This window comes from Candidatus Zixiibacteriota bacterium (assembly GCA_017999435.1).
Taxonomy (GTDB): Bacteria; Zixibacteria; MSB-5A5; order GN15; family FEB-12; genus JAGNLV01.
Genome location: JAGNLV010000005.1, coordinates 121,829 through 148,096 on the forward strand (window position 1 = coordinate 121,829; position 26,268 = coordinate 148,096).

The following is a 26,268-nucleotide window of genomic DNA, read 5'->3' on the forward strand; positions in this document are numbered from 1 at the left end:
CGGCTACAACTTGATGCGCTCCGCGGACTCCGGAAAGGCGGGAATGAACGCGCTGTCGGCGCAGGCCTCGGACAGGTTCTGGCGCAACAAAACAACCCGGTTGAGATCGCCGTTGATGTCGCGATAGAGAAACGCTTCGATCGCGGAGGAATCGGGCCGGAGCAGAACCGTCAGCTCATCGGGCAGCTGCGTGCCGGTCGTGTCCGTCCGCGTCAGGCGATACTCCCGTCCGGCAGCGACCGGCGCCGTCCGGTAGTACCGGTCGAGCCGCGTGACGAGCGCGATTTCGTTGCCGACGAAAAGGTCGCCCGAGGGCTTCTCGATGATCACCTGGTCGGTCTGCGCGGAGTAGGTATAGAGGCGCTCGTTGTCATAGAGGTATTCCTCGGAGCCGACCGAGACCGCGAAGCGGCCGTCGGCGGCGATGATGGCCGTGCCGGGGACGGAGTCGACGACGTCGAAAACGTCCGACTCGAGCACGGAGAGGAACTGGACCTGCACGCAGGCAGCTCTCGCGAGGTCCTGCTTGGCGCCCTCGAAAGGATCATCGGAGGCGAACGCGGCCGCGGAGCAGGCGAGCACCGCGACAGAGATAAGCACTTTAGTCATTGCCATTTATACGACCGAGCGGGGGATTAGTTTGTTTCCTGTTCGGCGACCGGCGCCCCCTCGGTGGCGGCCAGAGTCTCCAGGTAACTCTTGTCGACCAGCACCTCGCGGGCCTTGGACCCGTCGAACGGCGAGACGACGCCGGCCTTTTCGAGCTTGTCGATGAGACGGGCGGCCCGCTGGTAACCGATGCCGAGGCGGCGCTGCAGCAGCGAGACCGACCCCTGCTTATGGCGGATGACCACTTCGCAGGCCTCGCGGAAAAGCGGATCGCCGGCATCCACTTCCTCGACATCGGCCGCCTCGCCCGTGGCCTGCGAAATGTTCTCCAGCTTGAGCATGGGAAGTTCCTGGGCCTTGATGAAAGTGACGATCGCCTCGGTCTCGTCGCCGGTGAGGTAGGCGCCGTGGATACGGATCGGTTCGGGCTGGCCGGGATACAGGAAGAGCATGTCGCCGTTGCCGAGGAGCTTCTCCGCCCCGTTGGCGTCGATGATGGTGCGGGAATCGACCTTGGACGATACCTGGAAAGCCAGGCGGGCCGGGAAGTTGGCCTTGATGAGGCCGGTGATGACGTCGACCGAGGGACGCTGAGTGGCCAGAACGAGGTGAATGCCGACTGCCCGCGCCATCTGGGCCAGGCGGGTGATCAGCAGTTCCATGCGCGAGGAAGTCGACGACATCAGGAGGTCGGCCAGTTCATCGACGAGAATCACGATGTACGGCAGGCGCTGGTCATCGGCCTCCTGTTTCCGGTTGAAATCTTCAATGTTGCGGACCGAAGCGGCGGCCAGCCGGCGGTAGCGCTGCTCCATCTCGACCACGGCATCGGAGAGCACTTTCTCGGCCCGCTTGGGGTTGGTTACGACCGGGCGGCCGAGGTGCGGAATGCCCGAGTAGGCGGTCAACTCGAGCATCTTCGGATCGATCATGATGAACCGGATCTGGTGCGGGTGGAGCTTGTAGATCAGCGAGGTGATCAGGACATTCGCGCACACCGACTTGCCCGAACCGGTGGCCCCGGCGATGAGGAGGTGGGGGAGCTTGGCCAGATCAACGGCGTAGGGCTTGCCGGCCGTGGTCTTGCCGAGCGCCAGCGGCAGCCGCATGGTCGTCCGGGCGAAAATGTCGTCTTCAAGAATGTCGCGCAGGTACACCAGTTGCGCTTTGCGATTGGGGATTTCGATCCCCACCGCCGCTTTGCCGGGGATGGGTGCGATGATACGGATGCGCTTGGCTTTCAGGGCAAGCGCCAAGTCATCGGACAGGTTGACGATCTGGTTGACCTTCACCCCGGCGGCCGGTTTGAGCTCGAACCTCGTAATCACCGGACCAGGATAGTATTCTATTTCCCCGGATACACTTACGCCAAATGTCTCAAGTGTTTCTTTCAGCATACGCGAGGTCGCCTTGAGCTCCTCTTCGGTGACCGACGCATTAGCCGGGTTGGGGTCCCGGGCCAAGCACGAAAGCGGCGGAAAACGGTAGTCGATGGAGCCGCGGGTCACCGGCTCATCGCTGGGCGACGCCGCCGGCTTCGCGCGCGGCTTTTTCGGACGCGGTTCACGGTCAGCAGCGGGATCAGCCCCGTCCGGGACGGCATCGGCCTCGATCTGCTCGTCGAGGAGGTCCTCGAACTCCGCGCTGTCAGGGGGACGCTCGCGGGAAGGCGCCGGAGCGGCAGGCTCGCTCTCCCCCGCTGCGGCCTCGTCCTCTTCATCCTCCGACTGGGACACGAGCCAGCGGAACGAGAAGATCGTCACGGCGGCGTTGCGCATGACGGTGTAGATTTTCCGCACCGTCTCCCCCCCCGGCAAGGGCAGAGCCTTGGCCAAAACGGGGGTGATCGAAGTGTACAGCACCAGGAGCAGCAGGATGGAGCCGCCCAAAAGGACATACGAGCCGAGTTCGCCGATGAGCTTGATCGCCAGGAGGGTCAGCTTCTCCCCCACGTAGCCGCCGACCGCATCGGGGTCGGCCTCGAGCGTGTGGGCGGCCAGGCGGTGAATGTTGACGAGCATGGTGCCGAGGACGGAGATGGCGAAGAGCAGCAGGACATTAAACCGCCAGCGCTTGGCCCGCTCGGGAGCGAACAGGCGCAGGGCGGCCACGCCCAGACCGACCGGGAGGAAAAAGGACAGCCACCCGGCCAGCAACATGAGCAAAAACGACAGGTAGGCGCCGATCAGCCCGGCCTGATTGCGGAACTGGATGTCGAAGACGGCCAGGTGGGTGTCGGCGTCGCCCGTCACCCGGAGATCATCGAGGCTGTCGTGCGAGACGAGCGAGATGAGCAGCAAGAGAGCCAGGAGAATGAACACGACTCCGAGCGCCTGCCGGGCGCGTTCGGAGAAGCCGCCGGATTTCCGGCTCCTGCGCGCGGATTTCTTCTTCGCCATAGGATTCCAAGGTGGGGCGCCGGCCCGGAGGTTTCAACTACAAATTCAATAAAAAAAAGGCAGAAGCGCAAACTCCTGCCTCCGAAAGCTCGGTCGCGGACGCTATTTCTTCTTGATCGCCTCTTTGAGATTCTTGCCGGCCTTGAACACGGGCACGCGGGTCGCCGGGATTTTGATCGCCTCGCCCGTCTGCGGGTTGCGGCCGGTGCGCGCCTTCCGCTGGGACACGGCGAACGTGCCGAACCCGGCGAAGCTGATCTTCTCGTTCTTCTTCAATTGCCTGGTCACACCGTCCATGAACGCATCCAGAGCCGAGGTCGCCTGGCGCTTGGTGATGCCCGAGGCCTCCGCGATGTGGGCAATCATCTCGTCCTTGGTCATTGCCTGACCCTCCTTGGGAGTTTGGTAGTTGCGGTATCCGACATTGCGCGCATAAAGATTGGAGGTCGACTCGGTTTGTCAACAAAAAACCCGCCGGCGGAGCGCGCCGCAGTGCTTTTCCGGGCCCCTAGCGGCGCAGCACGTCGGTGGATATGAAACTGTCGTGGTTGGAGTCGAGCTTGATGTCGGGGAGCTCGTTCACCCAGAGTTTGAAGCCGAACCCGGTGTTGGAGCCGACCGGCACCCAGAAGAGCGAGCCGGTCCAGCAGTGCAGGCTGCGGACAATGTTCACCTGGCTGGAGATGGTCCGGCCCTCGACCAGGTCGTAGCGCTGGTTGTAGTTGACCGAGGTCGAGGGGGTCAGGCCAAAACCGAGCGTGATGTTGACAAAGCTCGACTTGCTGTAGGAGCGGTGGCGCCCCGATTCGCTGAACGAGTAGGTGACGGCGAGGTTCCAGCCGGCGCGGGCCGCCGAGGGCATGGGCAGTTCGGGGCCGGCCAGCGCCGAGGCCGAATCGACGCCGAGCGGGACGCCCGGCTCCGCCTCATCGGTGAACAGAAACGTCCGCCCCATCACATCGAAGGACAGGTTGAGGTCGAAGTCGAGCAGCCACGGCGACAGAAGCTTCGGCGTGGTCGCGGAGTCATCGTACGGATTGTAGAAGGTGTGGCGCATGTCGCCGCTGATGTTGAGCCGCGGGATAGTGCTGGTCTGGAAGCTGGTCGTCATCTGCGACAGCGGCCGGAAATCGCGCTCGAGGTCGTAGGCGAACGACGACCGGACCGAGAGCAGGTCGATATTCTTCTCGGTCTCGCCGGTTCTCACCTTGGCCTGGAAGAGATGGCCGAGGCCGAAGCCGATCGACTGGCTCTTCGAACTGGCCGCGCCCCCGCCGGCGAAACTGCGCACCTCCGGGTAGCGCTGTATGTCGGGCGACCAGCGGTAGCCGACCGAGGGCTCCAGGACATGGCGCAGGCCGAGCAGACCGAACAGGCCCGGGTAAACCGTCCCGTAGAGCTTGGTGTTGGCGCTCACGCCCGCCGAGTAGGAGTAGGTGCGGTAGAATTCAGAGGCGTCGATCCCGGCCGCCTGCGACTGGTCGGTCTCGAAGATCTTGAACCAGGTTTCGCTGTACGAGAAGCTCGGGACGATCGGCACGTAGGGGATGATCCGAATGGTCGGAAGGGTGATGCTCGGATTGTGCTGCACTTTCAGGTAGTGCCGCCGCGAACGGGACATGAGGGAGTCGATCTCCACCGCCCGGTAGGTGGTGTCGATCGCCACTATCGTCGTATCGTCGACGAAGGTCGTGTCGATGAGGGTGTCGACGAGCGTGTGGATCGTGTCGGCCAGGATGGTGCTGCGGGTCGAGTAGTTCAGCAGGGTCGGGTTGTAGCGCAGGATGAACTGGTTGTACCACCGGGTGACGGTCTCCCCTTCGTCGTTCGTCGACGAACCGCCGAACGGGTAAATCGGGGGCAGCGACACCGACAGGCTCGGCAACTGGTCGGTGCGCTGTTCGAGGTCGAGGTTCTCAGTGTGCTGCACGCTGCCGGTGACCGAGGTCAGTCGGCCGAACTTCTTGGAGAAATTCACCTGCGAGACAAGGTTCCGGTTGAGCCGTTCGGCGAGCGAATTCGAGTAGTCGGTGTAGTAGCTGGCGGTCGAGACGTAGCTGCCGGAGGAGCGGACGTCGAATGACGGCGAGAGAGTGTGGTTGTAGGCCCCGCTGAAGGAATAGCTCGTCGGCGAGTTCTCCAGTGCGACGCGCCGGTTGTACTGGGTCTGGCGCCGATACTCCCCGCGCAGGTACCCGTCGAGCAAGTACCGTTTCCGGAACTGAACTTCGCTCTTGAAAGTGATCGTGCGCGAGAGGTCGTGGTAGTCGACCGCCCCCCGGTAATCCCAGTACTCGGAAGCGGCCCAGTAGTAGCCGAGGTTGTTGACGTACCGCTCCCCGCGCTCGAAGCGCCCGAACGTGAACGGGAGAAAACCGGAGTGGCGGCCCTTCTTGAGCGGGAAGACGTAGTAGGGAATGGCCATGAGGGGAATGCGGCCGAGGTAGAAAACCACCGGGCGGGCGATGAGCTTGTTGTCCTGCATTAACTTCATGCGCGACGAGTAGAAATGGAAGTGCGGCTCGTCCGCCCCGCACGTCGTGTAGTAGCCGTCCTCAATGTAGTACACATCCCTCTTCTGCCGGAACAGCTTCCCCCCGTAGTAATACCCCTGCTCGAACTCGGACTTGGTCTGCACGATCCGCCCCTTCTCGGTGTCGATGGAGTACTCGAGGTAGTCGCCGTGAAGTTCATCGGCGCCGTCCTTGAGAATCACCGGGATGGCGGCGGGCTGGAGCCGCTCGGCGAGGCTGTAATAGTCGCGGTCGGCCGCATCGGGAGTGATTTCGGCGCTGAAAGCCTCGACCACGCGGCGGCGGGTGTCGAAGTCCACGTCGTAGGCGCGCAGCTCCATCGCCCCCGATTTGACCTCGCTGCGCACATCCAGCGTGATCAGGGAGTCCACCAGGCTGTAAACGATGTGCTCGGCGCGGTAGTCGACGGTATCGAGGCGGGTGGCGGCGGTTGCCGCGGCGGTCGAATCGCGCACGGCGGCCGAGACCGCCGTTTCCGGTGCAGCGGCCGTGTCGGCGCCGGCGGCGGATGAATCGCTCACCGTGCCGGTGATGTAGGTGCCGGCGGCGCCGCCCACCACCGCGACCTTCTCCAGACGCTCCTCGCGCACAAAGAGGCGGATGGTGTCGCCGGAGACCGTGTTTTCGTGAAATTCGCGGGTGCCGCGCGGCGAGGGGTAGTACCAGGAGTAGGCCTGGCCGGAGGCCAACACCTGCCGCAAATCCCCCTCGTCGAAGAACATCTTGATGCGGGAGCCGGCGAGAATGGAGCGGTCGACGTCGGTCTCGGCGCTGTCGATCGGTTCGATGAATTCGCCCCGGGCGGAGTCGATGACGTCGATTTCGCGGAGCTGGTCCTCGCCGAAAGCGATGGACATGAAGCCGCCGGTCATGGTGGAGCGGCCGCGCTTGGCCGTAGGCCCGTCATAGAGATCGAGAGTGTTCCGATCCATAAGCATGACGGCGCACTCGGCGGCGGCCGCAATATCCTGCGAGGTGATGACGACCCGCCCGACCGCCTCGGCGCGGCGCGCGGGAGCGAAGTAGTTGACCGTGTTCGCCACCACCTCGACCATCGCCGCGGTGTCAGGGTAGCCGAGGTACACGGTGGGGCGCTCCTGCATCTCGAAATGCTGCGCCGGGCGATCGTAAAAGGCGTGGACGCCGGCCGCGTAGAGCGAGTCGGCATAGGACCACAACTGCACCTGCGAACCCAGAGCGAGCGCCGTCTCCCGGGTCAGATCGTAGTAGACCGAGTCGGCGCGGAGCATATACGCCTGGTCGTCGATGAGCACGCGGCCGCGGAGTTTCGCGTATTCACCGCGGACGAAGGTGGCGGAGTCGCAGTAGACGGCGCCGGTCTCGGTGCGGAACTTGACCTCGCCGTCGACATACGTGACATAGCGCTCATTTTCCCAGACCACCTCGAGCTGGTTGCTCCGTTCGAGGACAAAGCCCTGCCGGTTCTGGGCGGCCGCGCCGGCGGCGGCCAGCAGGAAGAGGATGGCGGTGACGATGGCCCGGTTACGCCTCACGCACGAGCTTCTCCGCAAGAGCACGATAGGTGGTGAGCTGGGCCGGGTCGGCGCCGCCGAGCTGCGCCTGGAGCGGCCCGCCGCCGCCGCGCAGACCGGTGGCGGCGCCCAGCGCTTTCACAATATTGCCCGCATGCAGGCCGCTGCCCGGCCCCACCGCAATGTAGAGCCGGCTTTCGACCAGGAGCACCGCCAGGCCGTTGATCCGCTCGGCCAGCAGGGCCGCCAGCTGCAGCGCCAGCTTGGGATCGTAGTGCGGCAGTTCGGCCACCAGGACGAGCCTCTCCCCCACCGCCGTGGCCTGCCCGGCGAGGCTGTCGGCCTGCGACGGCAGCAGTTCTCTCTGCAAACGAACCACCTCCTGGTGGAGGCCGCGCTTCTCCGCCTCGAGTTTCAGCACCTTGTCCCCGAGATCCCGGACATTGCAGGTAAAGTGCCGGGTCAGGCGGGCGGTCACCTCCAGCCGGGCCGCGTAGTCGTCGCGGGCCTGGTCGCCGGCGAGGAAGTTGACGAGGGCGTGGCCGCGCATTTTGTCCACCCCGATGATCTTCACCAGGCCGACCTGGCCCGTCCGGCGACAGTGCGTCCCGCCGCAGGCGGAATACTCGATGTCGCCGATGCGGATCACGCGGAGAATCCCCTCCTTCTTCGGCGGCCGGCGCAGCGGGATGGTCGCGATCTGCTCCGGCGGCACAAAGAGGATGTCCACGGGGAGGTCGGCGAAGATAATCTCCTCGGCGCGTTCCTCGACCGCGAGGAGCTGGTCATCGGACAGCGCGCCGGTGTCAAACTCAATGGCGCCGTACTCCTCGCCGAGGTGCACGGAGACCGTCTCGCAGCCGTGGAGCTGCAGAAAAGCGTGGCTCAGGATGTGCTGCGCGGTGTGCTGCCGGCGGTGGCGTTTGCGGCGGGCGGCGTCCACCGCTCCGCTCACGACCGCCCCGACCTCTCCGATCGCCTGCGGCGAATAGTGCCGAATCGTTCCGTCGGAGGATTCGGTGACATCGACGATGGAGACGCTGTTGAGAATGCCGGTATCGAAGAGCTGCCCGCCGGAAGTGGGGTAGAACGCGGTTCGGTCGAGGACGGCGAAGTACCGGCCGCCCTCGCGGCCGGCATCGAGAATGCGGGCCTCAAACCGCAGGAGGTCCGGATCGGTATAGTAGAGTCGCTCCGTCATGCGTGGCGTTCCTCCAACAGCCTCATCCTTTGTACCCGGCCGCGGCCTCCTCGCCTACTCGGCCATCTGGTTGACCAGCGAGCCGATGCCCTCCACACGCACCTCGATCCGGTCACCCGGCTTCATAGGAGCAATCCCGGCGGGCGTGCCGGTCGAAATGATGTCGCCGGGCAGCAGCGTCATGACCGAGGAGACGTAGCTGATGAGCTCCGGGATTTTGAAAATCATCCGGCTCGTCCGCCCCGACTGCATGATCTCGCCGTTCAGGATTCCCTCCACCAGGAGATCGGAGTAATCGAGGCCGCAGACGGCCCAGGGACCGACCGGGCAGAAGGTGTCGAACCCCTTGGCGCGCGACCACTGGCCGTCGGTCTTCTGCAGGTCGCGGGCGGTGACGTCGTTCACGCAGGTGAGCCCGAAGATGTAGTCGGCGGCGCGGTCGGCCGGCACGCGGCGGGCCTCCTTGCCGATAATGACCCCCAGCTCGGCCTCGTAGTCCACGCGCTGCGACTGAGGCGGATGGATGATCTTCTCCCCCGGCCCGATCACCGACGAGGGCGGCTTCAAAAAGATCAGGGGGTGGTCGGGCGCCTTGTCGGCTGAGAAACTGGCCTGGACGTGCGCGTGGTAATTCAGACCGATGCCGATGATCTTGGTCGGTTCGGTCGGAGCCAGCAGGGTCGCCTGGGCAAGCGGAACTGCCGGCCCCGCGGGGGCCTCCCCCCGCCAGGGGGCTTGCGCCAGCGGCGCGACCATATCGTCATCGGTCAGGCGGGCCCACACAACCCGCCGGTCTGGCAGGCGGACACGCGCATAGCGACGGGGCATACCGGTTCTCTCCAGTTTCGGGGACGGGCATTTGCTTTCCCGGAATAAAGGCGGCCGGTCGGGCAGGGTCAAATAGAATCAAACCTCTTTGCGCTTCCAGCGCCCCCGGCTGAACCAGTAAGCCAGGACCAGCGCCTTGACCGTGGTGGTGATGGTCAGGGTCCACCACACGCCGTTGATCCCCCAGCCGAGGGTGAACGCCAGCAGATAAGCCAGCGGAATCCGGGCCAGCGACCCCGGTACCGACACCAGCATGGGTGGGAGGGTGTCGCCCGACCCGCTGAAGGCTCCTTCGAGGACGATTTCGACGGCCATGGTGAACTGCGAGAGACCGAGGATGACCAAGTAATCGGCCGCCATCCGGAGCACTTCCGGGTCGTCGGTGAAGACGGAAGCGATGGCGCGGGGGAGGCTGACAAAGACCACCGCCACCGCGAGAGTCACGGCGACGGCGATGCCGGTGGCGCCCCAGGCACAGCGGGCGGCCCGGTCGGGTTTCCCGGCGCCCAGGTTCTGCCCCACCATCGTCGAGGCGGCCACCGCGAAACCGGAGCAGATGAGATACGAGAACGATTCCATGCGGTTGCCGATCCCCATGGCCGCGCCCGCGGTCGGGCCGAACGCGTGCACGTATTTGATGAGGAACCAGTACACGGCCACGAAAATGAACTGCTGGCTGGCGATGGGCAGGCCGATCCGGGCGATGCGGAGCATCTGGCGGAAGTCGGGGCGAAAAGCCCGCACGGGGCCGAGCCGGAAGCCGAGGTGCCCGCCGGCCAGGCGGGTGAGCGCCAGCGCCGCCGCGATCGTGACCGACAGGCCGGTGGCCAGCGCGGCCCCCGCCACACCCATGGCCGGGACCGGGCCCCAGCCGAATATGAGCAGCGGGTCCAGGCCGATGTTCAGCACGATGGTGATGGCGGCGATGATGGTCGGGGTCCTGGTGTCCCCGGCGGCCCGGAAGACGGCGTACGAGACCTCCAGCAGGAAGAAACAGAGGGCGAAGAGATAGACGGTGCGCATGTAGGTCTGAGCCATCGGGAGCGTCTGCGGACCGGCCTGCATGAAACGGAGAAACGGGGGAGTGAGCACCCAGGCCGCCAGAGCGGCGGCGATCGCGAACAGGACGCCCATCCCCATCCCCTGCCGGGCGAAGAACGCCGCCTGGCCGGGGTTGCCGGCGCCGATGTGCCGCGCGACCAAGGCGGCGACGCCTACCGAGATCACCGAAACCGCCGAGAACATGGTCCACACCGTGACCATGGACGTGGTGAGGGCATCCTGGGCAAACGGGCCGAGCCTGCCTACCCAGAAGTAGTCGGTGCTGGCCAGCGCGAATTCCATGAACTGCGCCAGCACGACCGGGGTCGCGAGCGAGATGATGGTGCCGCTGATCGGTCCGCTGGTGATTGTCTCGGTTCTTGTCACCGGGCTCTCCTGCAATGGTCAGAGCGGTAATGGTAGGGTGTTTCAGGACGGGGAACAAGCGCAATTCAGGGGGCCGCTCCCGGGACGGCCGCGCGCCGCCTAAAAGGCGGCGGCCGGAGGCTCGATGCAGAGTCGGCGGATCAGATAATTCTGGTCGAGGCGCTGACCGGTGCCGCGCTCGAGCAGGTCGCGCCAGTCATAGCGCGCACCGAAGCGGAAGTAGTTTTGATTGAGGAAGGAGCGGAGCGAGGGATTGTCGATGAGCGGACCGTAGACGGTGTGCAGCGACGCCAGCGTCTGCGACGCGATCATGTCCGCATACAGGTAGTTGTGCAGATAGACCGGGTGGGTCGTATACTGGATAATCGTGGCCCACGGTCGGATGTCGTCGTGGCGCGGCAGCAGGAGATACCGGGCGAAGAGATCCCAATAGAGCGTGTTGAAATCCTGATCCGGGTTGCGATAGGCCTCATATTCCCAGCGCAGACGCATGAGGGTGGTGCGCAGGTAAATGATCTCCTGTTCGGCCCGGGCGCGCAGAAACTCGGCGGCCGTCTCCGGCGTCATCCCCGCATACTGGACCAGCCACTGCGGATCGTCGAGCAGCGAGGCGAAAATCTGCGCCATCCCCTCAGTCCAGGCCTCGCTCACGCAGTCGACAAAAAGCTGCCGCTCCTGCCGGATGTGGGCAAAGTGAAGGGCATGCCCGATTTCGTGCATGAGCGTGCGCGCGCTCAGGTAGCCGTCGGTCACATTCGCCAGCACGCGGACGTCGTGGGGCGGCCGGAGCGGGACGGCGTAGGCGAGCTGCGTCTTGTCGCTGCGCGGCTGAAGGTCGAAATAGATCGGCAGTTTGTCGAGGTCGTAGCCCAGCGCCTCCAGGCTGCGCGCAATCTGGCTGAACTGCCGGTCGGCCGGAAAGTAGGCGTCGCCCCGCCGGTTGATATCGGCATACGCGTAGGAGAGGTCCCAGATCTCCACCGGCCCGGACCCCAGCTTCTCCCCCGCGTTCGCCAGTATCCGGCGGTAGGGCTCGAGACTCAGCGAGTCAAGCTGGTCCAGGGTGGCAAGGTAGCGGGCCTCGTCGAACCCCTGCTGCGAAAAGAGAAGGCTGAAATAGTTCTGCTGTCCGAACTTGGCCGCCTCGCGGTTGCGCAGCCGGATCAGCCGGGCCAGCCCGTCGGCCAGCAGATCGCCGATGCGGTGGTAGGCGCGAAAGGCCGCCTCGCGGCGGCTGCGGTCGGGGTCGGATCGATACGTACGGTACAGGTAATTTTGAGTCCGGTTCTGGCCGTCGAAGGGCGCTCGGAAAGTGACATCGATCTGCACGAGCGAGTCGTGGAGGGAGGCCACCGGCTCGGCCACCTCGACCTGGGCCCGCATGAGCGCCGCTTCCAGCAAGTCGAGGCGCCGGACGTCCTCGTTCTCCGTCACCCACAGGCGGCCCTGGCGGAAGGTGCGCAGCAGATTCGGATCGGCGACCGTGTAGCGGAGGAGTCCCTGGTAGAAATCCAGGGAGTCGGACTGCCCCGTGCTGTAGATCTCCCAGGTCTCCTGCTGGAGGCGGTAGCCGAGCCAGTCGAACTTGTGCTCGAGGGAGTCCATCACCAAGAACACGTCGTCTCGCGAGACAGGCTGTTCCCGGCAGGCCGCCGCAAGCAGGCTGAGGCCTATGAGCAGTAACACAAGCCGTTTCATGGTGCGCCAATCCGGGGATCGGTCATTTATCCGAAGTATCGGCAAAATACGACAAGGCCATAGCGTACCCGTACATGCCGAATCCGACCACCTGGCCGCGCGCGGCCGGCGCGATCACGGAGTGGCGCCGAAATTCCTCGCGGGCGTAGATGTTCGTGAGATGGACCTCGACGGTCTCGATTCCCACGGCCGTGATAGCGTCGCGCAGAGCGTGGCTGTAGTGCGCCAGGGCGCCCGGGTTGATTACCAGGCCGTCGGCGCCCGGGCCCTCCCGCTGGATGAACTCGATGATTTCGCCCTCGGCGTTGGACTGGAAGAACGCCAGCTCCATCTTCATCTCCGCGGCGAATTCGCGGAGCCGGGTGTGGAGATCCTCCAGGGTGGCGGTGCCGTAAATCTCCGGTTCGCGCCGACCGAGCAGATTGAGATTGGGCCCGTTAACGACGAGGACTCTGGACATGGCGGCCTCCTTCCGGCGCATAGTGCTCGAGCATTGCCCTCACCGCGTCGCGCACCGCCGCGGCCGGGACCTCGGTCCCAATTAACGGCCGGCCCGGGGCGTCGAGCAAGACAAATCGGGCCGTCGTTCCGGCGCGTTTCTTGTCCAGCGCGAGCGCTTCCATGACCGCCTCGGCCGATATGCGGCGACGCGGAAGCACCCCGAGCAGGCGGCGAACCAGCGCCCGGTAGCCGGCGAGCCCGGCCCGGCGCGACGGTTTCTGCGCGATGCTCAGCTCGACTGCGGCATCGAGCCCCAGCAGCACGGCCTCGCCATGGCGCAGCCGCCCGAACCCGGCCGCCTGTTCCACGGCGTGGCCGAATGTGTGTCCAAGATTCAGCGCCATGCGGGGGCCGGACTCGCGTTCGTCGCGGACGACCACGCCGGCCTTGTACGCCACCGACAGACGCACCAGGCGACTGAGGGAGCGCGCCTCCAGAAGATTCCCGCCATCCAGATACGACTCCAGGAGGCGCAGGAACGTCTCCCCCGCCAACCCCGCGTACTTTACAACCTCGCCGAGACCGGCGACCAGTTCGCGGTCGGGCAAGGTGGGCAGAAATCCCACGTCGCAGAGCACGAACCGGGGCTGCCAGAACGCGCCGATCAGATTCTTTCCCAGCGGGTGATTGACGCCGGTCTTGCCGCCGATGGCGGCGTCGACCATGCCCAGGAGCGTCGTCGGGACCGCTCCCCACGGGATCCCCCGCAGGATAGTGGCGGCCGTGTAACCCGCCAGGTCGGTCGTGACTCCGCCGCCGACCGCCAGCAGGAAATCGTCGCGGGCGACCCGACGGCGCAGGAGGAAGTCGTAAACGGCGGCCGCGACCGAGAGAGTCTTGAAACGTTCGCCGGAGGGAAGCACCATCTGGTGGATCGAACCGCCGCTGTCGGCGAGACGTGCAACAAGTTCCGGGCCGTAGAGAGCGCAGACCTGGGCATCGAAAATGACAAAGACCCGCCCGCCCCGCCGCGCCTGGCGGTGCACAAGGCGCGGCAAATCGCGCTCCCGGCCGCCTTCCCCGATGAGCACCGGGTAGCGGCGATCCCCCAAACAGACATCAACTCGGCTCATAGCGGTTCTCCAGCTTGCGCACGATCTCTTCGACCACGCTGACCGGCAGGCGGGCGGTGGACGACACGGTCATGTCGGCCAAAAGGTAGAACTCGCGGCGCTCCTCGAGCAGTTCGGCCACCCGTCGGCGGGTCGCCTCGGGGAGGGATTCGCCGGGGTTGGGGACGACCGTCAGCAGCGGGCGGTCGGCGTGGCGGCGCATGCGGCGGGCGAGCTCGCGAACGGAACACTGGATGTAGACGGCGATTCCGGCGCGGCGAACCAGGTCGCGGTTGACGGCGATGGTGAAAGCGCCCCCGCCCAGCACGACCACCTCGCGCACGCCCGCGCGGCCCGCGATCTCGCCGAGAACCTCGGTCTCGGCGGCCCGGAACGCCTCCTCCCCGTCGTCGGCGAATATCCCGGGGATGTCCTTGCCGAACTTCTCCGCGATCACCCGGTCGGTATCGACATAGAAACGCCCGAGGCGCGCGGCCAAAAGCGGGCCGATTGTCGATTTCCCGCTTCCGGAAAAACCGACCAGAAAAATCTTCTCGGGGTCCTTCGCCTTCTTCATCGCTCTCGGGGCTCGAATTCAGCGCGTCCGCCGCGGGAAGGCGGCGGCGAACACCGGATCGAACGGGACCGTTCGGCCGGTCCAGCGCCGGTATGATTCAATTGCCTGGGCGACCAGCATCGCGGCGCCATCGAGAGCCGCCACGCCGGCCTCGCGCGCGCAGCCGACCGCCTGATTGTCATCGTTATAGTTGAGGTCATAGTACACCGCCGCGCGCGTCCAGTCAAACGCTTTCGGCAGCGGCAGTTCGCGGGGATGGTTTCCGCCGCCCAGAGGAGTGGCGTTGACCACTACTCCCACGGGACGGTCGAGCGGCAGCAGGCGCGCCGCCGGCGCCGGCGTGATTTCCAGGCCCGCCATGCCCTTGCGGAGCCGCTCAACCGTCCTCTCCAGCGTCTCCGCGCGGCGCGAGGTGATCACGATGGACGGTACCCCGAAGTGGCGGTGGAGGGCGTACACCGCCGCCCGGGCCGCCCCCCCGCAGCCGAGCACGAGGGCCGGTCGTCCCGCAACCACCGCCCGGTAATTCTCCAAGGCAAATCTGAAACCGGCGACATCGGTGTTGAAACCGCGCAGACGGTCCGCGATGGCGATGGAATTGACGGCGCCAAGGGCCCGAGCAACCGGATCGAGGTCGTCAAGGAAAGGCGCGACCCGCTCCTTGTGCGGGATGGTGACGGCCAGACCGTGCACCCCGGACCGCAGGAGCCGCGGGAACTCCTCGGCGAACGCCGCGGCGGAGACCTCGTGCACCCGGAACGAGCCTTCGACTCCATCGGCCCGGAAGATGGCCTCGAATACGGCCGGCGAACGGGAGTACGCGATGTGCTCCCCGATCAGCGCAAACGAGAGCCGGCCGGTCATGCCCGTATCTGGTTGAGGAGGTCGAAGAACGTCGGGCAGGAGACGCCGACGCATTCATCGTCGTCGAGCGTGGACGGGCCGGTGAGGAAGAGCGAGGCGACGGCGAAGGCCATGGCAATACGGTGGTCGCCGTAGGTGCGGAAGTCGGCCCCTTCGAGCTGTCCGCCGCCCTCGATCGCCAGGCCGTCTTCGAGTAGTCCGCATTTGGCGCCCATGCGCTTGAGGTTGTCGGCGACCGCAGCCAGGCGGTCACTCTCCTTGACCCGCAGCTCGCCGGCGTCGCGGATCACGGTCGTCCCCTCCGCAAATGCGGCCATGACGGCGATGACTGGGATTTCGTCGACCAGTTCGACGGTGGTTTCGCCGGAGATGCGGCGCGCCCCGAGCGGGGCGCCGGTGACGGCAACCGTGCCGCGCGGCTCACCCGTGACCGTTTCGCGCTCGCTGATGTCGACCCGGCAGCCAAGGCCCCGGAGGTGCTCGAGGATCCCGGTGCGGGTCGGGTTAAGGCCGACGCGCTCGACGGTGATGGTCTTGCCGGATATGGCGGCGGCGGCGAAAAAGAAGGCGGCGGTCGAGATGTCGCCGGGAATGTCGACTGTGCCGCCGCGGACCACCGCCCGCGAGGCAAGCGTGATTTCCCGTTTGAACGGCTCCGGCATTTCCTGCCGGCGCTTGCGGGGATCGTGCGGGTCGGCAACCAGCACCGGTCTGACTTTCCGCACCGCGAGCCCCTCCCCTAGTTCGGCCAGCAAAATCTCGGTGTGGTCGCGGGTGATCGCGGTCTCGCGGATGGTGACGGCGCAGCGGGAGGCCAGCCCCGCCAAAAGGAGCGCCGACTTCACCTGCGCCGAGGCGACCGGGAGCGTATACTCGAAAGGCAGCAGTCTGCCGCCCCGGACACGCATGGGGAGATGACCGTCGGAGGCGGCGATCGTCGCCCCCATCGCCGCCAGCGGGTCGATAATCCGCGCCATCGGGCGGCGGCGCAGCGACTCATCGCCGCTGAGCGTCACTTCGACGCACGAGCCGGCGAGAAGCCCGGCCAGGAGGCGGGCAGTCGTGCCGGAGTTTCCGCAATTGATGACCGTGTCAGGATCCGCGCGCAGTTCCGGCGGCGGGGTCAAAACCAGCTCCAGGCCGTCATCGGCAACCGTCGCCCCCAGCGCCCGAACCGCCTCGAGGGAGGCGTGGCAGTCGGCGGAATGCGGGAAGTTGCGGATGGTGAGCGGACCCTCGGCCAGCAGTGCCAGCACCGCGGCCCGGTGGCCGATCGACTTGTCCCCCGGCACGCGGAGGACGGTGTCGGCGATCCGGCCCGGCAGCAACGTCCTCATGCCATCGTCCTGCCGAGTACCGGCGCCATGAGACGAAGTTCTTTCATCAGCTGCGCGAACAGGTCGGGCGTCAGCGCCTGCGGACCGTCCGAGAGGGCCTTGGCGGGATCGCAGTGCACCTCGATCAGCAGGCCGTCCGCCCCCACCGCCAGCGAGGCCCGCGAGAGCGGGAGAACCTTGTCCTTGCGGCCGGTTCCGTGGCTCGGGTCGGCGAGGATCGGCAGGTGGCTCGCCCGCTTGACATAGGGAATGGCCGACAGGTCGAGAGTGTTGCGGGTGTGGTCGGCGAACGTGCGCACGCCACGCTCGCAGAGAATCACCTGGCGGTTGCCCTCGGCCATGATGTACTCCGCGGACATGAGCAGTTCATCGACCGTCGCCGCAAGCCCCCGCTTGAGCAGGACGGGTTTGCGCTTCTGCCCGGCCCGCCGCAGGAGCGAGTAGTTCTGCATGTTGCGGGCGCCGATTTGGATGATGTCGGCGTAGTCGGCCACCAGGTCGATCGTATCGGTGTCCATGGCCTCGGTGACGATCTTCAGACCGTAGCGCTCGCGCGCCTCGGCGAGGATCTTGAGGCCGGGTTCCTTCAGCCCCTGGAACGAATAGGGCGAGGTGCGGGGTTTGTAGGCGCCGCCCCGCAGGATCCGGGCTCCCAGCCGGGAGACCGCCTCGGCCACCGCCAGCGTCTGCTCGCGGCTCTCGACCGAACAGGGTCCGGCCATGACGGCAAACTCCGGGCCGCCGACCGGCACGCCGCCGACGTCGACCACCGTATCTTCTGGGATAAACTCCCGGCTCACCAGCTTGTAGGGCTTGGTGACGTGGATGATCTCTTTGACGCCCGGCTGGGTGAGGATGCGGTCGGCGTCGATCTGCGACTTGTTGCCGGTCACGCCGATCGCCGTGCGCTGGGCGCCCGGCATCGCGTGGGCGGTCAGCCCCATCTCCCCGATCAGGCGGCAGACATTCTCCACGGCCTCGCGCGAGGCGGATATCTCCATCACGACAAGCATCGATAACTCCTGGCGGCCGCGGCGAAAACGTCGCGCAACGATTCGCCCCGGGCGATCCGGTCCATGACGGTGTTCAGGTTGTCCCGGTACAGGCGCAGCGCGGCGAGGATCGGAGCTCGGTTGGCCTCGATGATCTCCGCCCAGACAGCGTGCGGGGAACCGGCCAGCCGGAGCACGGAGGCCAGTCCGGGTCCCGCCAGTTCGACCGTGCGGGGATCGGTCTGGGCACCGAGAACGGTCGCCAGCAGCTGCGGCAAATGGGACAGCTCGGCCATCAGTTCATCGTGCAGGGCGCTGTCGATGAGCACCGGGGTCGCGCCAACGGCGGCCCGCAGCCAGTTCCAGCGGGCCCGGTGTGAGACGGACAGGCGGACGGTTTCGTCGATAAACCACGGGCGGCCCGCAAATAGACCGGGGGCCGCGGCCGCCGACCCCGATTTCTCCCGTCCGGCCATCGGGTGCGACGGCAAAAACTGCGTCCCCGGCGGAAACGTGAGCGAGCCGGCCAGGTCGGCGATCGGCTTCTTGACCGAGCCGGTGTCCAGGATGAGGGCGCCGGCCACCTCGGGCCGGGCCGCCAGGCGCCGGAGAAGCGTCCCGTTCGCAGTCGGGGGCGCGGCCAAAACAATGACGTCGGCGCCGGCGACAGCGTGGCGGAAACTGGCCTCGGGGCGAACGCGGAGACGGCGGTCGGCGGCGATGCGCCCGAGGACGCCCGGCCGATCCCAGACCGCGATCTCCACGCCGCGCCCCCGCGCCTGCACATCTAGTGCCAGGCTGCCGCCGATCAGGCCGCAGCCGCAAATGGCGAGTTTTCTCACCGGCCCCCGGGACGCCGCCACGGCTACATCTCCTCCGGGGCGCGGATCCCCAGCAGGCGGAGGCCTTCGTTTATGACAATCTGGACGGCCTTGACCAGCGCAATGCGGGCCTCGGTGAGGGCCGGGTCGTCGGAAATGATCTTGTCGATGCGGCCGTCCTCGTTCTTGCGCTGGTAGAGCTTGTTGAACGCCCCGGCCAGCCGGATCAAATGGGCGGCCACGTAAAACGGATCGTAGGCGCGCGCGGCGTCGGCGACCGCCTCCGGAAAATCGGCGAGCGCTTCAATCACCCGCTGCTCCTCGTTGCGCTCAAGCAGAACCGGGTCGAACGAGGGCGACACCTCGCGCCCGTAGTTGCGCAGCAACGAGCAGAGCCGGGCGTGCGTGTACTGGAGATACGGTCCGGTCTCCCCCTCGAAACTGAGCACTTCATCCCAGTCGAAGTTGACGTCTTTCTGACGCCGCACCGACATCTGGGAAAACATCACGGCGCCGATGCCGATCATTTCGGCGGTGTCTTCGATGGCCACGAGGCCGGGATTCTTCTCGGCGATTTTCTCGCGCGCCAGGGCGACCGCCTTGTCGATGACATCTTCGAGGAAGATGATGTTGCCGGCGCGGGTCGAGAGATTGGCGTCGCCGAACCGCACCCAGCCGAAATCGATGTGCTTGAGACGGCCGGCGAAACGGTCCTCGGGCGGGACATTCTCGGCCTCCTCGACCAGCGCGACCGTCCGGAAGACCTGCCGGAAGTGATCGGCCTGCTGGGTGGCCACGACATAGAGGCACTCGTGGAACCGGTAGCTTTCCCAGCGCCAGAAGGCGCCGGCCAGATCGCGGGTGGAGTAGAGCGTGGCGCCGTCGGCTTTGCGCAACAGAAGGGGCGGCAACTGCGGGTCGCCTAGATCGACAATCAACGCCCCCTGCGACTCGGACGCCAGCCCGGTGCGGACCAGCCGCTCGATCATCGGCCCCATCCGTTTGTTCAGGTACGCCTCGCCGGTGATCACGTCGAATTCGATCCCGAGGCGGCGGTAGACGCGCATGAACTCGGCGATGGAGAGGTCGCGGAACTGCTGCCAGAGAGCGACCGCGGACGGTTCACCGTCTTCGAGATCCTTGAACGCCTTGCGGGCCTGCTCGTTGAGCGCCTCGTCCCCCTCCGCCTCCTGGTGGAAGCGGACGTACAGCTTGACCAGTTTCTCGACCGCGTTGTCGCTGAGGTCGAGACCGCCGCCCCACTGCCGGTAGGCGACGATCATCTTGCCAAACTGCGTGCCCCAGTCGCCGAGGTAATTCATCCCCACCGTCCGGTAGCCGAGCTTGGCGAAGATCCGGCGGAGGGAGTTGCCCAGGATGGTGGTGCGGAGGTGGCCGATACCGAAGGGTTTGGCGATGTTGACCGAGGAATACTCGACGAGCTCGGTCTTCCCCTTGCCCGCCTGCGAACCGCCGTAGTGGTTCGCCTCGGTGAGGATGTCGTCGATGGTTTCGAAAGCGAGCGCCGTGGCGTCGATGCGGGCGTTAAGGAACCCGCCGGCGGCTTCCACCCGGACGAGCATGTCTTTGCCGCCGTTGGCGGGCGAGGCCGCGGCGACTTTGGCGGCGATGGCCGGCGGGGCGTCGCGGAGGAGTTTGCCGAAGCGGAAGACCGGGAGAGCAAAGCGCCCCATGGCCGGGTCTTTGGGCTTTTCGAGGTTGTCGTAGACGAAGTCGGCATCGAACACCTGCGCCGGCCCGGCCTCGCGGTAGACCTCGGGATAGACCTGCCGAAACGCCTTGGCGACGGCATGGGCGAACTGCGCCTTGTACTTGTCTCTGGCCATCACATCCGATATCGCTTTCCCTACGCTCCGCGCTGCCGCCGGGGGACGGTCCCGGCGCCTCAGAGGCTGCGGCCGACCGCCGAGGCAATGATGCCGATTTCTGTCACCAGTTGCGCATACTGCTCGAAAAAGAGCGTCTGCGCGCCGTCGGAGAGCGCCTGGTCGGGGTCATAGTGGACCTCGATCATGAGGCCGTCGGCGCCCGCCGCCACCGCGGCGCGCGCCATCGGCGCCACCTTGTCGCGCAACCCGGTGCCGTGCGACGGATCGACGATGACCGGAAGGTGGGTCAGCTTTTTCAGCACCGGGATCGCCGAAATGTCGAGCGTGTTGCGCGTGGCGCTCTCAAAGGTGCGGATACCGCGCTCGCACAAAACCACGTTATGGTTGCCGCCGGCCATAATGTACTCGGCGGCCATCAATAACTCCTTCAAGGTAGCCGACATGCCGCGCTTTAGCAAGATCGGTTTATCGATTTTCCCCAGCTCCTTCAGGAGCGCGAAATTCTGCATGTTGCGGGCACCGACCTGGATGATGTCGACATACTTGAGGGCCGGGATGATATCGAGGCGGTCCATCACCTCGGAAACCACGCGCAGCCCGTTCTCGTCGGCCGCCTCGCGCAGATACTTGAGCCCCTCCTCGCCGAGCCCCTGGAACGAGTATGGGGAACTGCGCGGCTTGTACGCCCCGCCCCGCAGCAGGAGCGTGCCGGTCGACCGCACAAAGGCGGCGATTTTCCTGATCTGCTCCCGGCTCTCGACCGAGCAGGGGCCGGCGATGAGAGCGACCCGCTCGCCGCCGATCGCCGCCTCCCCCGTCCGCACCACCGTGTTGTGCCGGCGGAAAGTGCGGCCGGTGAGCTTGTAGGGCTCGGTGATGCGGATGACCTCCTGCACGCCCTCGAGAATCTCGAAATTGCGGGCGTCGAGCGCCCGGGTGTTGCCGACCACCCCGAGCACCGTCTGGAGGGCGCCCGTGGAGCGATGGACGTCGAACCCCAGGTCGATGAGTTTCGCGATCACCTGCTGGATCTGTGCGTCGCTGGCCTGCTCCTGCATGATGACGATCATGGGGTCTCTTTCATTCCGACGGCGTGTCGTACACTTCGGTGCGTTCGAGGCGGCGGGATTCATCGATAATCCGTTCAAACAGCCGTGCGACTGCGTCGCCGGGCAGGGGGCCGCGGTTTTGACCGACGACCTGTTCGAGGATCTGTTTCTCTCGGGCCGGGTCAAACACCGGCAGCCTGTCGGCCCGCTTGAGCCGGGCCAAATCGAGCACCAGCCCGGCCCGCTCGTTGAGCAGGCTGAGAAGCCGCCGGTCGAGGGCGTCAATCTGATCGCGCAGTCTGTCGATACCTTTCGCCGTCATGGGAGAACGCGCCTCACGGTGTCCAGAAACCGGCCCACCTCGGTCGCCGCTTGCCGTTTCGTGGCGGCCGAGCGGATCACTTCGACCAGGGCCGAGCCGATGACGACGCCGTCGGCATAGCGCGCCATCCGCCGCGCGGCGGCCGGGCCGTTGACGCCGAACCCGGCGACGAACGGCCGGGTCAGAACCGCCGTCAGCCGCCGCAGATACGCGTCGGTCGCTTCGCCAAAGGTCTTCCCCGTGCCGGTGACCCCGGTCACGGTCACAGCATATACAAAATCGGTCGATGATTTGTCAATCAGTTTTACGCGTTCGGGAGTCGAGGTGGGGGCGACCAAAAAGACGGTCGACAGACCCTGCCGCCGCGCCGCTCGGCGGTAGGACACCGCTTCTTCGATTGGAAGATCGGGAATGATCAGGCCATCGACCCCGGCCGCGGCCGCATCCTCCAGAAACCGCTCCTCGCCGTACGCGAGGAGGGGATTGTAGTAGCCCATGAGGATGAACGGGAGATCCAGCCGCGCCCGCAGGTCGGCGATGCCGTCGAGCAAAACGGCGAGGCTGAGGCCGTTCCGGAGGGCGCAATGAGAGGAGAACTGGATCGCCGGGCCGTCGGCCAGCGGGTCGGAGAAGGGTATGCCGATCTCGATTATGTCCGCACCCGCCGCGGCGGCCGTGCCGACCAGCGCCCGCCACACCGCCGGGTCGGGAAAGCCGGCGGTGAAAAACGGCGCCAGCAGTTTGTGCCCGGGCCGTCGGGCCGACAACAGGCGGGACACGCGACTCATCGGAAGGTCTTCCCCGCTTTCCCCACAATCGCCATGTCCTTGTCGCCCCGGCCGGAGAGGTTGACCACGATCCGGTCGGATTTTCCGAACCGGCGGGCCGCTTTGACCATCCAGGCCAGCGCATGAGCCGTCTCCAGGGCCGGGATGATGCCTTCCAGACGGCTCACCAGGCGAAAGGCGGCGAGAGCCTCGCGATCGGTCACCGCAACATACTCCACCCGGCCCGCATCCTTGAGGAAGGCATGCTCCGGACCGACACCGGGGTAGTCCAGTCCGGCCGATACCGAATGCGGCAGAACGACCTGGCCGTCTCGGTCGTACAGGAGGTAACTGTAGGTCCCGTGCAGCACGCCGGGTTTTCCGCGGGTGAGGGTGGCGGCGTGGCGCCCGGAACGCAGCCCGAGGCCGGCCGCCTCCACACCGAAAAGGCGAACAGCGTCGTGGCGCAGAAACGGGGCGAAGAGGCCGATCGCGTTCGAGCCGCCGCCGACGCAGGCCACGAGGGCGTCGGGAAGGGCCCCAAATCTCCGGCGGCACTGGGCGAGGGTCTCGCGCCCGATGACCGACTGGAAATCGCGCACGATCATCGGGTACGGGTGCGGGCCGACGACTGAGCCGATGACATAAAACGTGTCGCGCACGTTGGTGACCCAGTCGCGCAGGGCCTCGCTCGTGGCGTCCTTCAGGGTCCGGGAGCCGCTCTCCACCGGGACGACGGCCGCCCCGAGGAGAGCCATTTTCTCGACGTTGGGTTTCTGGCGGACGATATCCTCGGCCCCCATGTAGACGATGCAGGTCAGGCCGAAACGAGCGCACGCGGCGGCGGTCGCCAGGCCGTGCTGGCCGGCGCCGGTTTCGGCGATCACTCGCCGCTTGCCCATGCGCCGGGCCAGGAGGATCTGCCCGAGCACGTTGTTGATCTTGTGGGCGCCCGTGTGATTGAGGTCTTCGCGCTTGAAATAAACCGCACGGCCGACCCGCTCGGAGAACCGTTCCGCAAAATACAGCGGGGTCGGCCGCCCGACAAAATCGCGGAGGTGCCCGCCCAGCTCGCGCCGAAACTCCGGCGTGCGCGCAATCCCCCGGTAGGCCCGCTCGAGGTCATCGAGCGCGGCCATGACGGTTTCGGGGACATAGCGGCCGCCGTAGGGGCCAAACCGCCCGCGCCGATCGGGCTGTCGCCTAGTCCGCCTTGGCATAGCGTAGCCGGTTGGCGACCTCAAAGAATCGTTTCATCTTCTCCGCCGATTTGACGCCGGGCGCCTCCTCGACCCCGGAGTTCACATCCACCACGAGCGGTTGGAACGTCCGCACTCCCTCGGCCAGGTTGTCGGCCGTGATGCCTCCGGCCAGCATGAGATTGACAATCGGCACGGGCGGGCGGATGCGCCAGTCGAAAGCGGTCCCGGTGCCGCCGGCAAGGGCGCCAGACGGGTGGTCGACCATGACGATGTCGGCCGGGTCGGTGTAGAAGGCCGCGTAGTCGGACGGGCGCCGGACCGTGCGCAGGCGGATCGTCCGGAAACCCACGCGCCGCGCCCTGCGAACGTCGTCATCGGTATACGGTCCGTGGAGCTGAAGGAAATCGAGATCGAGCCGCGCGGCGGTGGCGAGAACCCGGTCAAGAGGGTCATCGACAAACACGCCGACGCGGTGCACGACCGGCGGGAGCTTCGTGATAATGGCCGCGGCCGCATCGGGGCTGACCCGGCGCGGGGAGCGGGAGTAGAAAATCAGGCCGATCAGGTCGGCCCCGTTGGTGACCGCCACCGCGGCGTCCTCGGGGCGGGTTATACCGCACACTTTCACGCGAAACGGAATCATACGCCGCGCAACTCCTGCAGGAGGGCCGCCGGGTTGGAGGAAGTCACCAGCGCCTCGCCGATCAGGAACGCCCGGTAGCCCGCCCGCTCGAGCCGCCGGACGTCCTCCCGTGCGCGTATACCCGACTCGGCGATTTTGATTACCGCCGCCGGGATGAGAGGCGCCAGCTCCTCGGCCGTCTCCAGGCGGACCGTGAAATCGCTCAGGTCGCGGCTGTTGACACCCAGCAGTTCGGCCCCGCTGTCGAGTGCGGCCCGGACCTCCGCCCGGTTGTGCACCTCGACGAGCGCGGCCAGGCCGACCGCGCGGGCGCGGCTGATGAACTCGGCCAGCTGGTCCGGGGCCAGCAGCCGCGCGATCAGGAGGATCGCATCGGCGCCGATCCACCGAGCGTGGTAGATCTGGTACTGGTCGAAAATGAAGTCCTTGCACAAGACCGGCAGGCCGGCCCGCTTGCCGGCCAGGCGGACAAACTCGTAGTGGCCGAAGAAATGCCGGCGCTCGGTGAGAACCGACAGCGCGGCCGCTCCCCCCTGCTGATACTGGGCCGCCAGCACGACCGGGTTGAACACCCGCGACAGCATGCCCTTGGCGGGAGAGCCCCGTTTGATCTCGGCGATAATATTGGTCCGGCCGGCGGCCGAGACGGCGGCGCGGAAGTCCCGGACCGACCCGGGATCGAGGCTGTCCCGAAAACTCTCCAGCGGGTGCGCAACTTTGAGCGCCTCTACCTCGGCCCGCTTGTCGGCGACAATTCGCTGCAGAAGATCCGTCACGGCGTCTCTCCGCGCATAATCACCCAGCCGTTGACCCGATCCACCTTCTTCTCGGTCCTCCGGAAGAAGAAATAGAAGACCAGCGAGGAGATCACGTACAGGATGATCGTGATGTTCATGGCGACAGTGTACCCGAACGACTCGATCATCTGCCCCCCGAGCGCGGTCGAAACCATCCACGACCCGGTCCACGAGACGGTGAGGAGGGCGTTCACGAGCCCCTGCTCGGAGCGGTCGGACAGCTCCATCGCCAGATTTGTTACGATGGGAGAGCCGAGATTCATAAGTCCGCCCCGGATCACGAACGCCGCCACCGCGAGCCAGAGGATGAACCCGTAGGACAATACCAGCATGAAGGGAATCGAGGCCAACTGCGTGACCACCACCGTGCGCACCATCCCGTGGCGCTTGGCCAGCACCGGTCCGGCCAGCGAGCCGATCAGCATCGACAGGTTGACCAGGAAGAAGTAGTAGCCGATGGTGTCGGCGGGCTGCTGGAAGCGGTCGCTGAAATACAGGTTGAGGAAGGGGATGACCAGCCCGGCCCCGGTGCCGATCAGCAGGTTGACCAGGGTGATCTGGAAGTAGAACAGGCCGCGGCTGCGGAACCGCTCCCGCGTGAAAATCACGCGGTTCTCCTCCGCGGAGGGCGCAGCGGCCTGAATGAAGGCGAACGGAATGAGCGCCAGCAGCGACAGACCGATGCCGCCGACCAGCGTGAGGCGGTAGGCGAGGATGAGGTCGCCGGTGCGCGCGGTGAGGAGGGCGGCCGTCTTCCCGGCCAGGAGCGAGCCGGCCATGCCCGCGAGAATCATGACCCCGAACGACAGCGAGAACAAGTGCGTCCGCTCCCGGGCGGTGGAATTGCGCATGTAGAAGGGCCCCCCCGCCACCCGGTAGAACGCAAACGCCATCCCCGAGAGAACGGCCGAACCGACCAACAGCGGCAGGCGGTCCAGGGTCACGATAAACACCGAGAAGAAAGCGAAGATGGCGACGGTGGCCAGGAGAATCGGTTTGAGCCGGACCCGGCTGAGCACCACCGCCACCGGAATAGCCATGGCGGTCATGCCGATCGCCCGCCCGGAGGCCACCAGGCCGATATCCCCCTCGGCGTACCCAAGCTCCTTCAAGTACAGATTCAGCAGGAGGTTGAAGACCTGGAAATTGATCCCCATGAGAAACGACCCGATCAAAAAGAGCCAGGCGTTCCGCGAAAACAGGCGGATCACCTCCAGGTAGTCTCTCAGCCCGGAGACGAAGGGCGGACCTGAACGGGCCGAAGGCGGTGCAGGATCAAGCTGCGGTTCGGCGGACTTCATTGA

The 26,268-nt window shown here is 66.1% G+C and carries 23 protein-coding genes; all 23 read right to left on the reverse strand.

Annotation, left to right across the window (positions count from 1 at the left end):
* Positions 1-3 precede the first annotated feature (3 nt).
* The 23 genes from KA261_13105 to KA261_13215 all read right to left on the reverse strand — a co-directional run bounded on the left by KA261_13105 (position 4) and on the right by KA261_13215 (position 26,265).
* Positions 4-609 (reverse strand): outer membrane lipoprotein carrier protein LolA, encoded by a 606-nt coding sequence (locus KA261_13105; protein ID MBP7698740.1) that lies wholly within the window; start codon positions 607-609, stop codon positions 4-6.
* Positions 610-635: 26 nt separating this feature from the next.
* Positions 636-3,008 (reverse strand): DNA translocase FtsK 4TM domain-containing protein, encoded by a 2,373-nt coding sequence (locus KA261_13110; GenBank protein MBP7698741.1) that lies wholly within the window; start codon positions 3,006-3,008, stop codon positions 636-638.
* Positions 3,009-3,110: 102 nt separating this feature from the next.
* Positions 3,111-3,389, reverse strand: a complete 279-nt coding sequence (locus tag KA261_13115; protein ID MBP7698742.1) for an HU family DNA-binding protein — start codon at positions 3,387-3,389, stop codon at positions 3,111-3,113.
* A gap of 127 nt (positions 3,390-3,516) precedes the next feature.
* Positions 3,517-7,056 carry an LPS-assembly protein LptD gene (locus KA261_13120; GenBank protein ID MBP7698743.1) on the reverse strand — a complete coding sequence of 1,180 codons (3,540 nt, stop codon included), beginning with the start codon at positions 7,054-7,056 and terminating at the stop codon, positions 3,517-3,519.
* On the reverse strand, positions 7,046-8,236 hold the full coding sequence (locus tag KA261_13125; GenBank protein MBP7698744.1) for a hypothetical protein: 1,191 nt from the start codon (positions 8,234-8,236) through the stop codon (positions 7,046-7,048). The genes KA261_13120 and KA261_13125 overlap by 11 nt, the downstream gene beginning before the upstream one ends.
* 54 nt (positions 8,237-8,290) lie before the next feature.
* A complete protein-coding gene (locus KA261_13130) occupies positions 8,291-9,064 on the reverse strand; it encodes a fumarylacetoacetate hydrolase family protein (GenBank protein MBP7698745.1) in 774 nt (257 codons plus the stop codon).
* 78 nt (positions 9,065-9,142) lie between these two features.
* A complete protein-coding gene (locus KA261_13135) occupies positions 9,143-10,492 on the reverse strand; it encodes an MATE family efflux transporter (protein ID MBP7698746.1) in 1,350 nt (449 codons plus the stop codon).
* A 99-nt stretch (positions 10,493-10,591) separates the two neighbouring features.
* Positions 10,592-12,190: a hypothetical protein gene (locus tag KA261_13140; protein ID MBP7698747.1), complete on the reverse strand. Its 1,599-nt coding sequence runs from the start codon at positions 12,188-12,190 to the stop codon at positions 10,592-10,594.
* A gap of 22 nt (positions 12,191-12,212) precedes the next feature.
* The gene (gene aroQ / locus KA261_13145; protein ID MBP7698748.1) at positions 12,213-12,650 is read right to left on the reverse strand and encodes a type II 3-dehydroquinate dehydratase; all 438 of its coding nucleotides are present in this window, start codon (positions 12,648-12,650) and stop codon (positions 12,213-12,215) included.
* Positions 12,628-13,764, reverse strand: coding sequence for a 3-dehydroquinate synthase (aroB, locus tag KA261_13150; protein ID MBP7698749.1), 1,137 nt, complete (start codon positions 13,762-13,764; stop codon positions 12,628-12,630). Before aroB ends, aroQ begins: the two co-directional genes overlap by 23 nt.
* Positions 13,751-14,320 (reverse strand): shikimate kinase, encoded by a 570-nt coding sequence (locus KA261_13155; protein MBP7698750.1) that lies wholly within the window; start codon positions 14,318-14,320, stop codon positions 13,751-13,753. The genes aroB and KA261_13155 overlap by 14 nt, the downstream gene beginning before the upstream one ends.
* Before the next feature lie 18 nt (positions 14,321-14,338).
* Positions 14,339-15,184, reverse strand: coding sequence for a shikimate dehydrogenase (locus tag KA261_13160; protein MBP7698751.1), 846 nt, complete (start codon positions 15,182-15,184; stop codon positions 14,339-14,341).
* Positions 15,181-16,521 (reverse strand): 3-phosphoshikimate 1-carboxyvinyltransferase, encoded by a 1,341-nt coding sequence (locus tag KA261_13165; GenBank protein ID MBP7698752.1) that lies wholly within the window; start codon positions 16,519-16,521, stop codon positions 15,181-15,183. The genes KA261_13160 and KA261_13165 overlap by 4 nt, the downstream gene beginning before the upstream one ends.
* Positions 16,518-17,534 carry a 3-deoxy-7-phosphoheptulonate synthase gene (aroF, locus tag KA261_13170; protein MBP7698753.1) on the reverse strand — a complete coding sequence of 339 codons (1,017 nt, stop codon included), beginning with the start codon at positions 17,532-17,534 and terminating at the stop codon, positions 16,518-16,520. Before aroF (KA261_13170) ends, KA261_13165 begins: the two co-directional genes overlap by 4 nt.
* Complete coding sequence (locus KA261_13175; protein ID MBP7698754.1) at positions 17,522-18,376, reverse strand: prephenate dehydrogenase/arogenate dehydrogenase family protein; 855 nt, start codon at positions 18,374-18,376, stop codon at positions 17,522-17,524. The genes aroF (KA261_13170) and KA261_13175 overlap by 13 nt, the downstream gene beginning before the upstream one ends.
* Before the next feature lie 2 nt (positions 18,377-18,378).
* Positions 18,379-20,181 (reverse strand): arginine--tRNA ligase, encoded by a 1,803-nt coding sequence (gene argS / locus KA261_13180; protein MBP7698755.1) that lies wholly within the window; start codon positions 20,179-20,181, stop codon positions 18,379-18,381.
* A gap of 59 nt (positions 20,182-20,240) precedes the next feature.
* Positions 20,241-21,254 (reverse strand): 3-deoxy-7-phosphoheptulonate synthase, encoded by a 1,014-nt coding sequence (gene aroF, locus KA261_13185; protein ID MBP7698756.1) that lies wholly within the window; start codon positions 21,252-21,254, stop codon positions 20,241-20,243.
* Positions 21,255-21,264: 10 nt separating this feature from the next.
* Positions 21,265-21,555, reverse strand: a complete 291-nt coding sequence (locus KA261_13190; GenBank protein MBP7698757.1) for a chorismate mutase — start codon at positions 21,553-21,555, stop codon at positions 21,265-21,267.
* Positions 21,552-22,343, reverse strand: coding sequence for a tryptophan synthase subunit alpha (gene trpA / locus KA261_13195; GenBank protein MBP7698758.1), 792 nt, complete (start codon positions 22,341-22,343; stop codon positions 21,552-21,554). The genes KA261_13190 and trpA overlap by 4 nt, the downstream gene beginning before the upstream one ends.
* The gene (gene trpB / locus KA261_13200) at positions 22,340-23,542 is read right to left on the reverse strand and encodes a tryptophan synthase subunit beta (GenBank protein ID MBP7698759.1); all 1,203 of its coding nucleotides are present in this window, start codon (positions 23,540-23,542) and stop codon (positions 22,340-22,342) included. Before trpB ends, trpA begins: the two co-directional genes overlap by 4 nt.
* Complete coding sequence (locus KA261_13205; GenBank protein MBP7698760.1) at positions 23,526-24,167, reverse strand: phosphoribosylanthranilate isomerase; 642 nt, start codon at positions 24,165-24,167, stop codon at positions 23,526-23,528. The genes trpB and KA261_13205 overlap by 17 nt, the downstream gene beginning before the upstream one ends.
* Entirely contained in the window at positions 24,164-24,943 is a 780-nt protein-coding gene (gene trpC / locus KA261_13210; GenBank protein ID MBP7698761.1) for an indole-3-glycerol phosphate synthase TrpC, read from the reverse strand. The genes KA261_13205 and trpC overlap by 4 nt, the downstream gene beginning before the upstream one ends.
* On the reverse strand, positions 24,940-26,265 hold the full coding sequence (locus KA261_13215; protein ID MBP7698762.1) for an MFS transporter: 1,326 nt from the start codon (positions 26,263-26,265) through the stop codon (positions 24,940-24,942). The genes trpC and KA261_13215 overlap by 4 nt, the downstream gene beginning before the upstream one ends.
* Between the last annotated feature and the right edge of the window lie 3 nt (positions 26,266-26,268).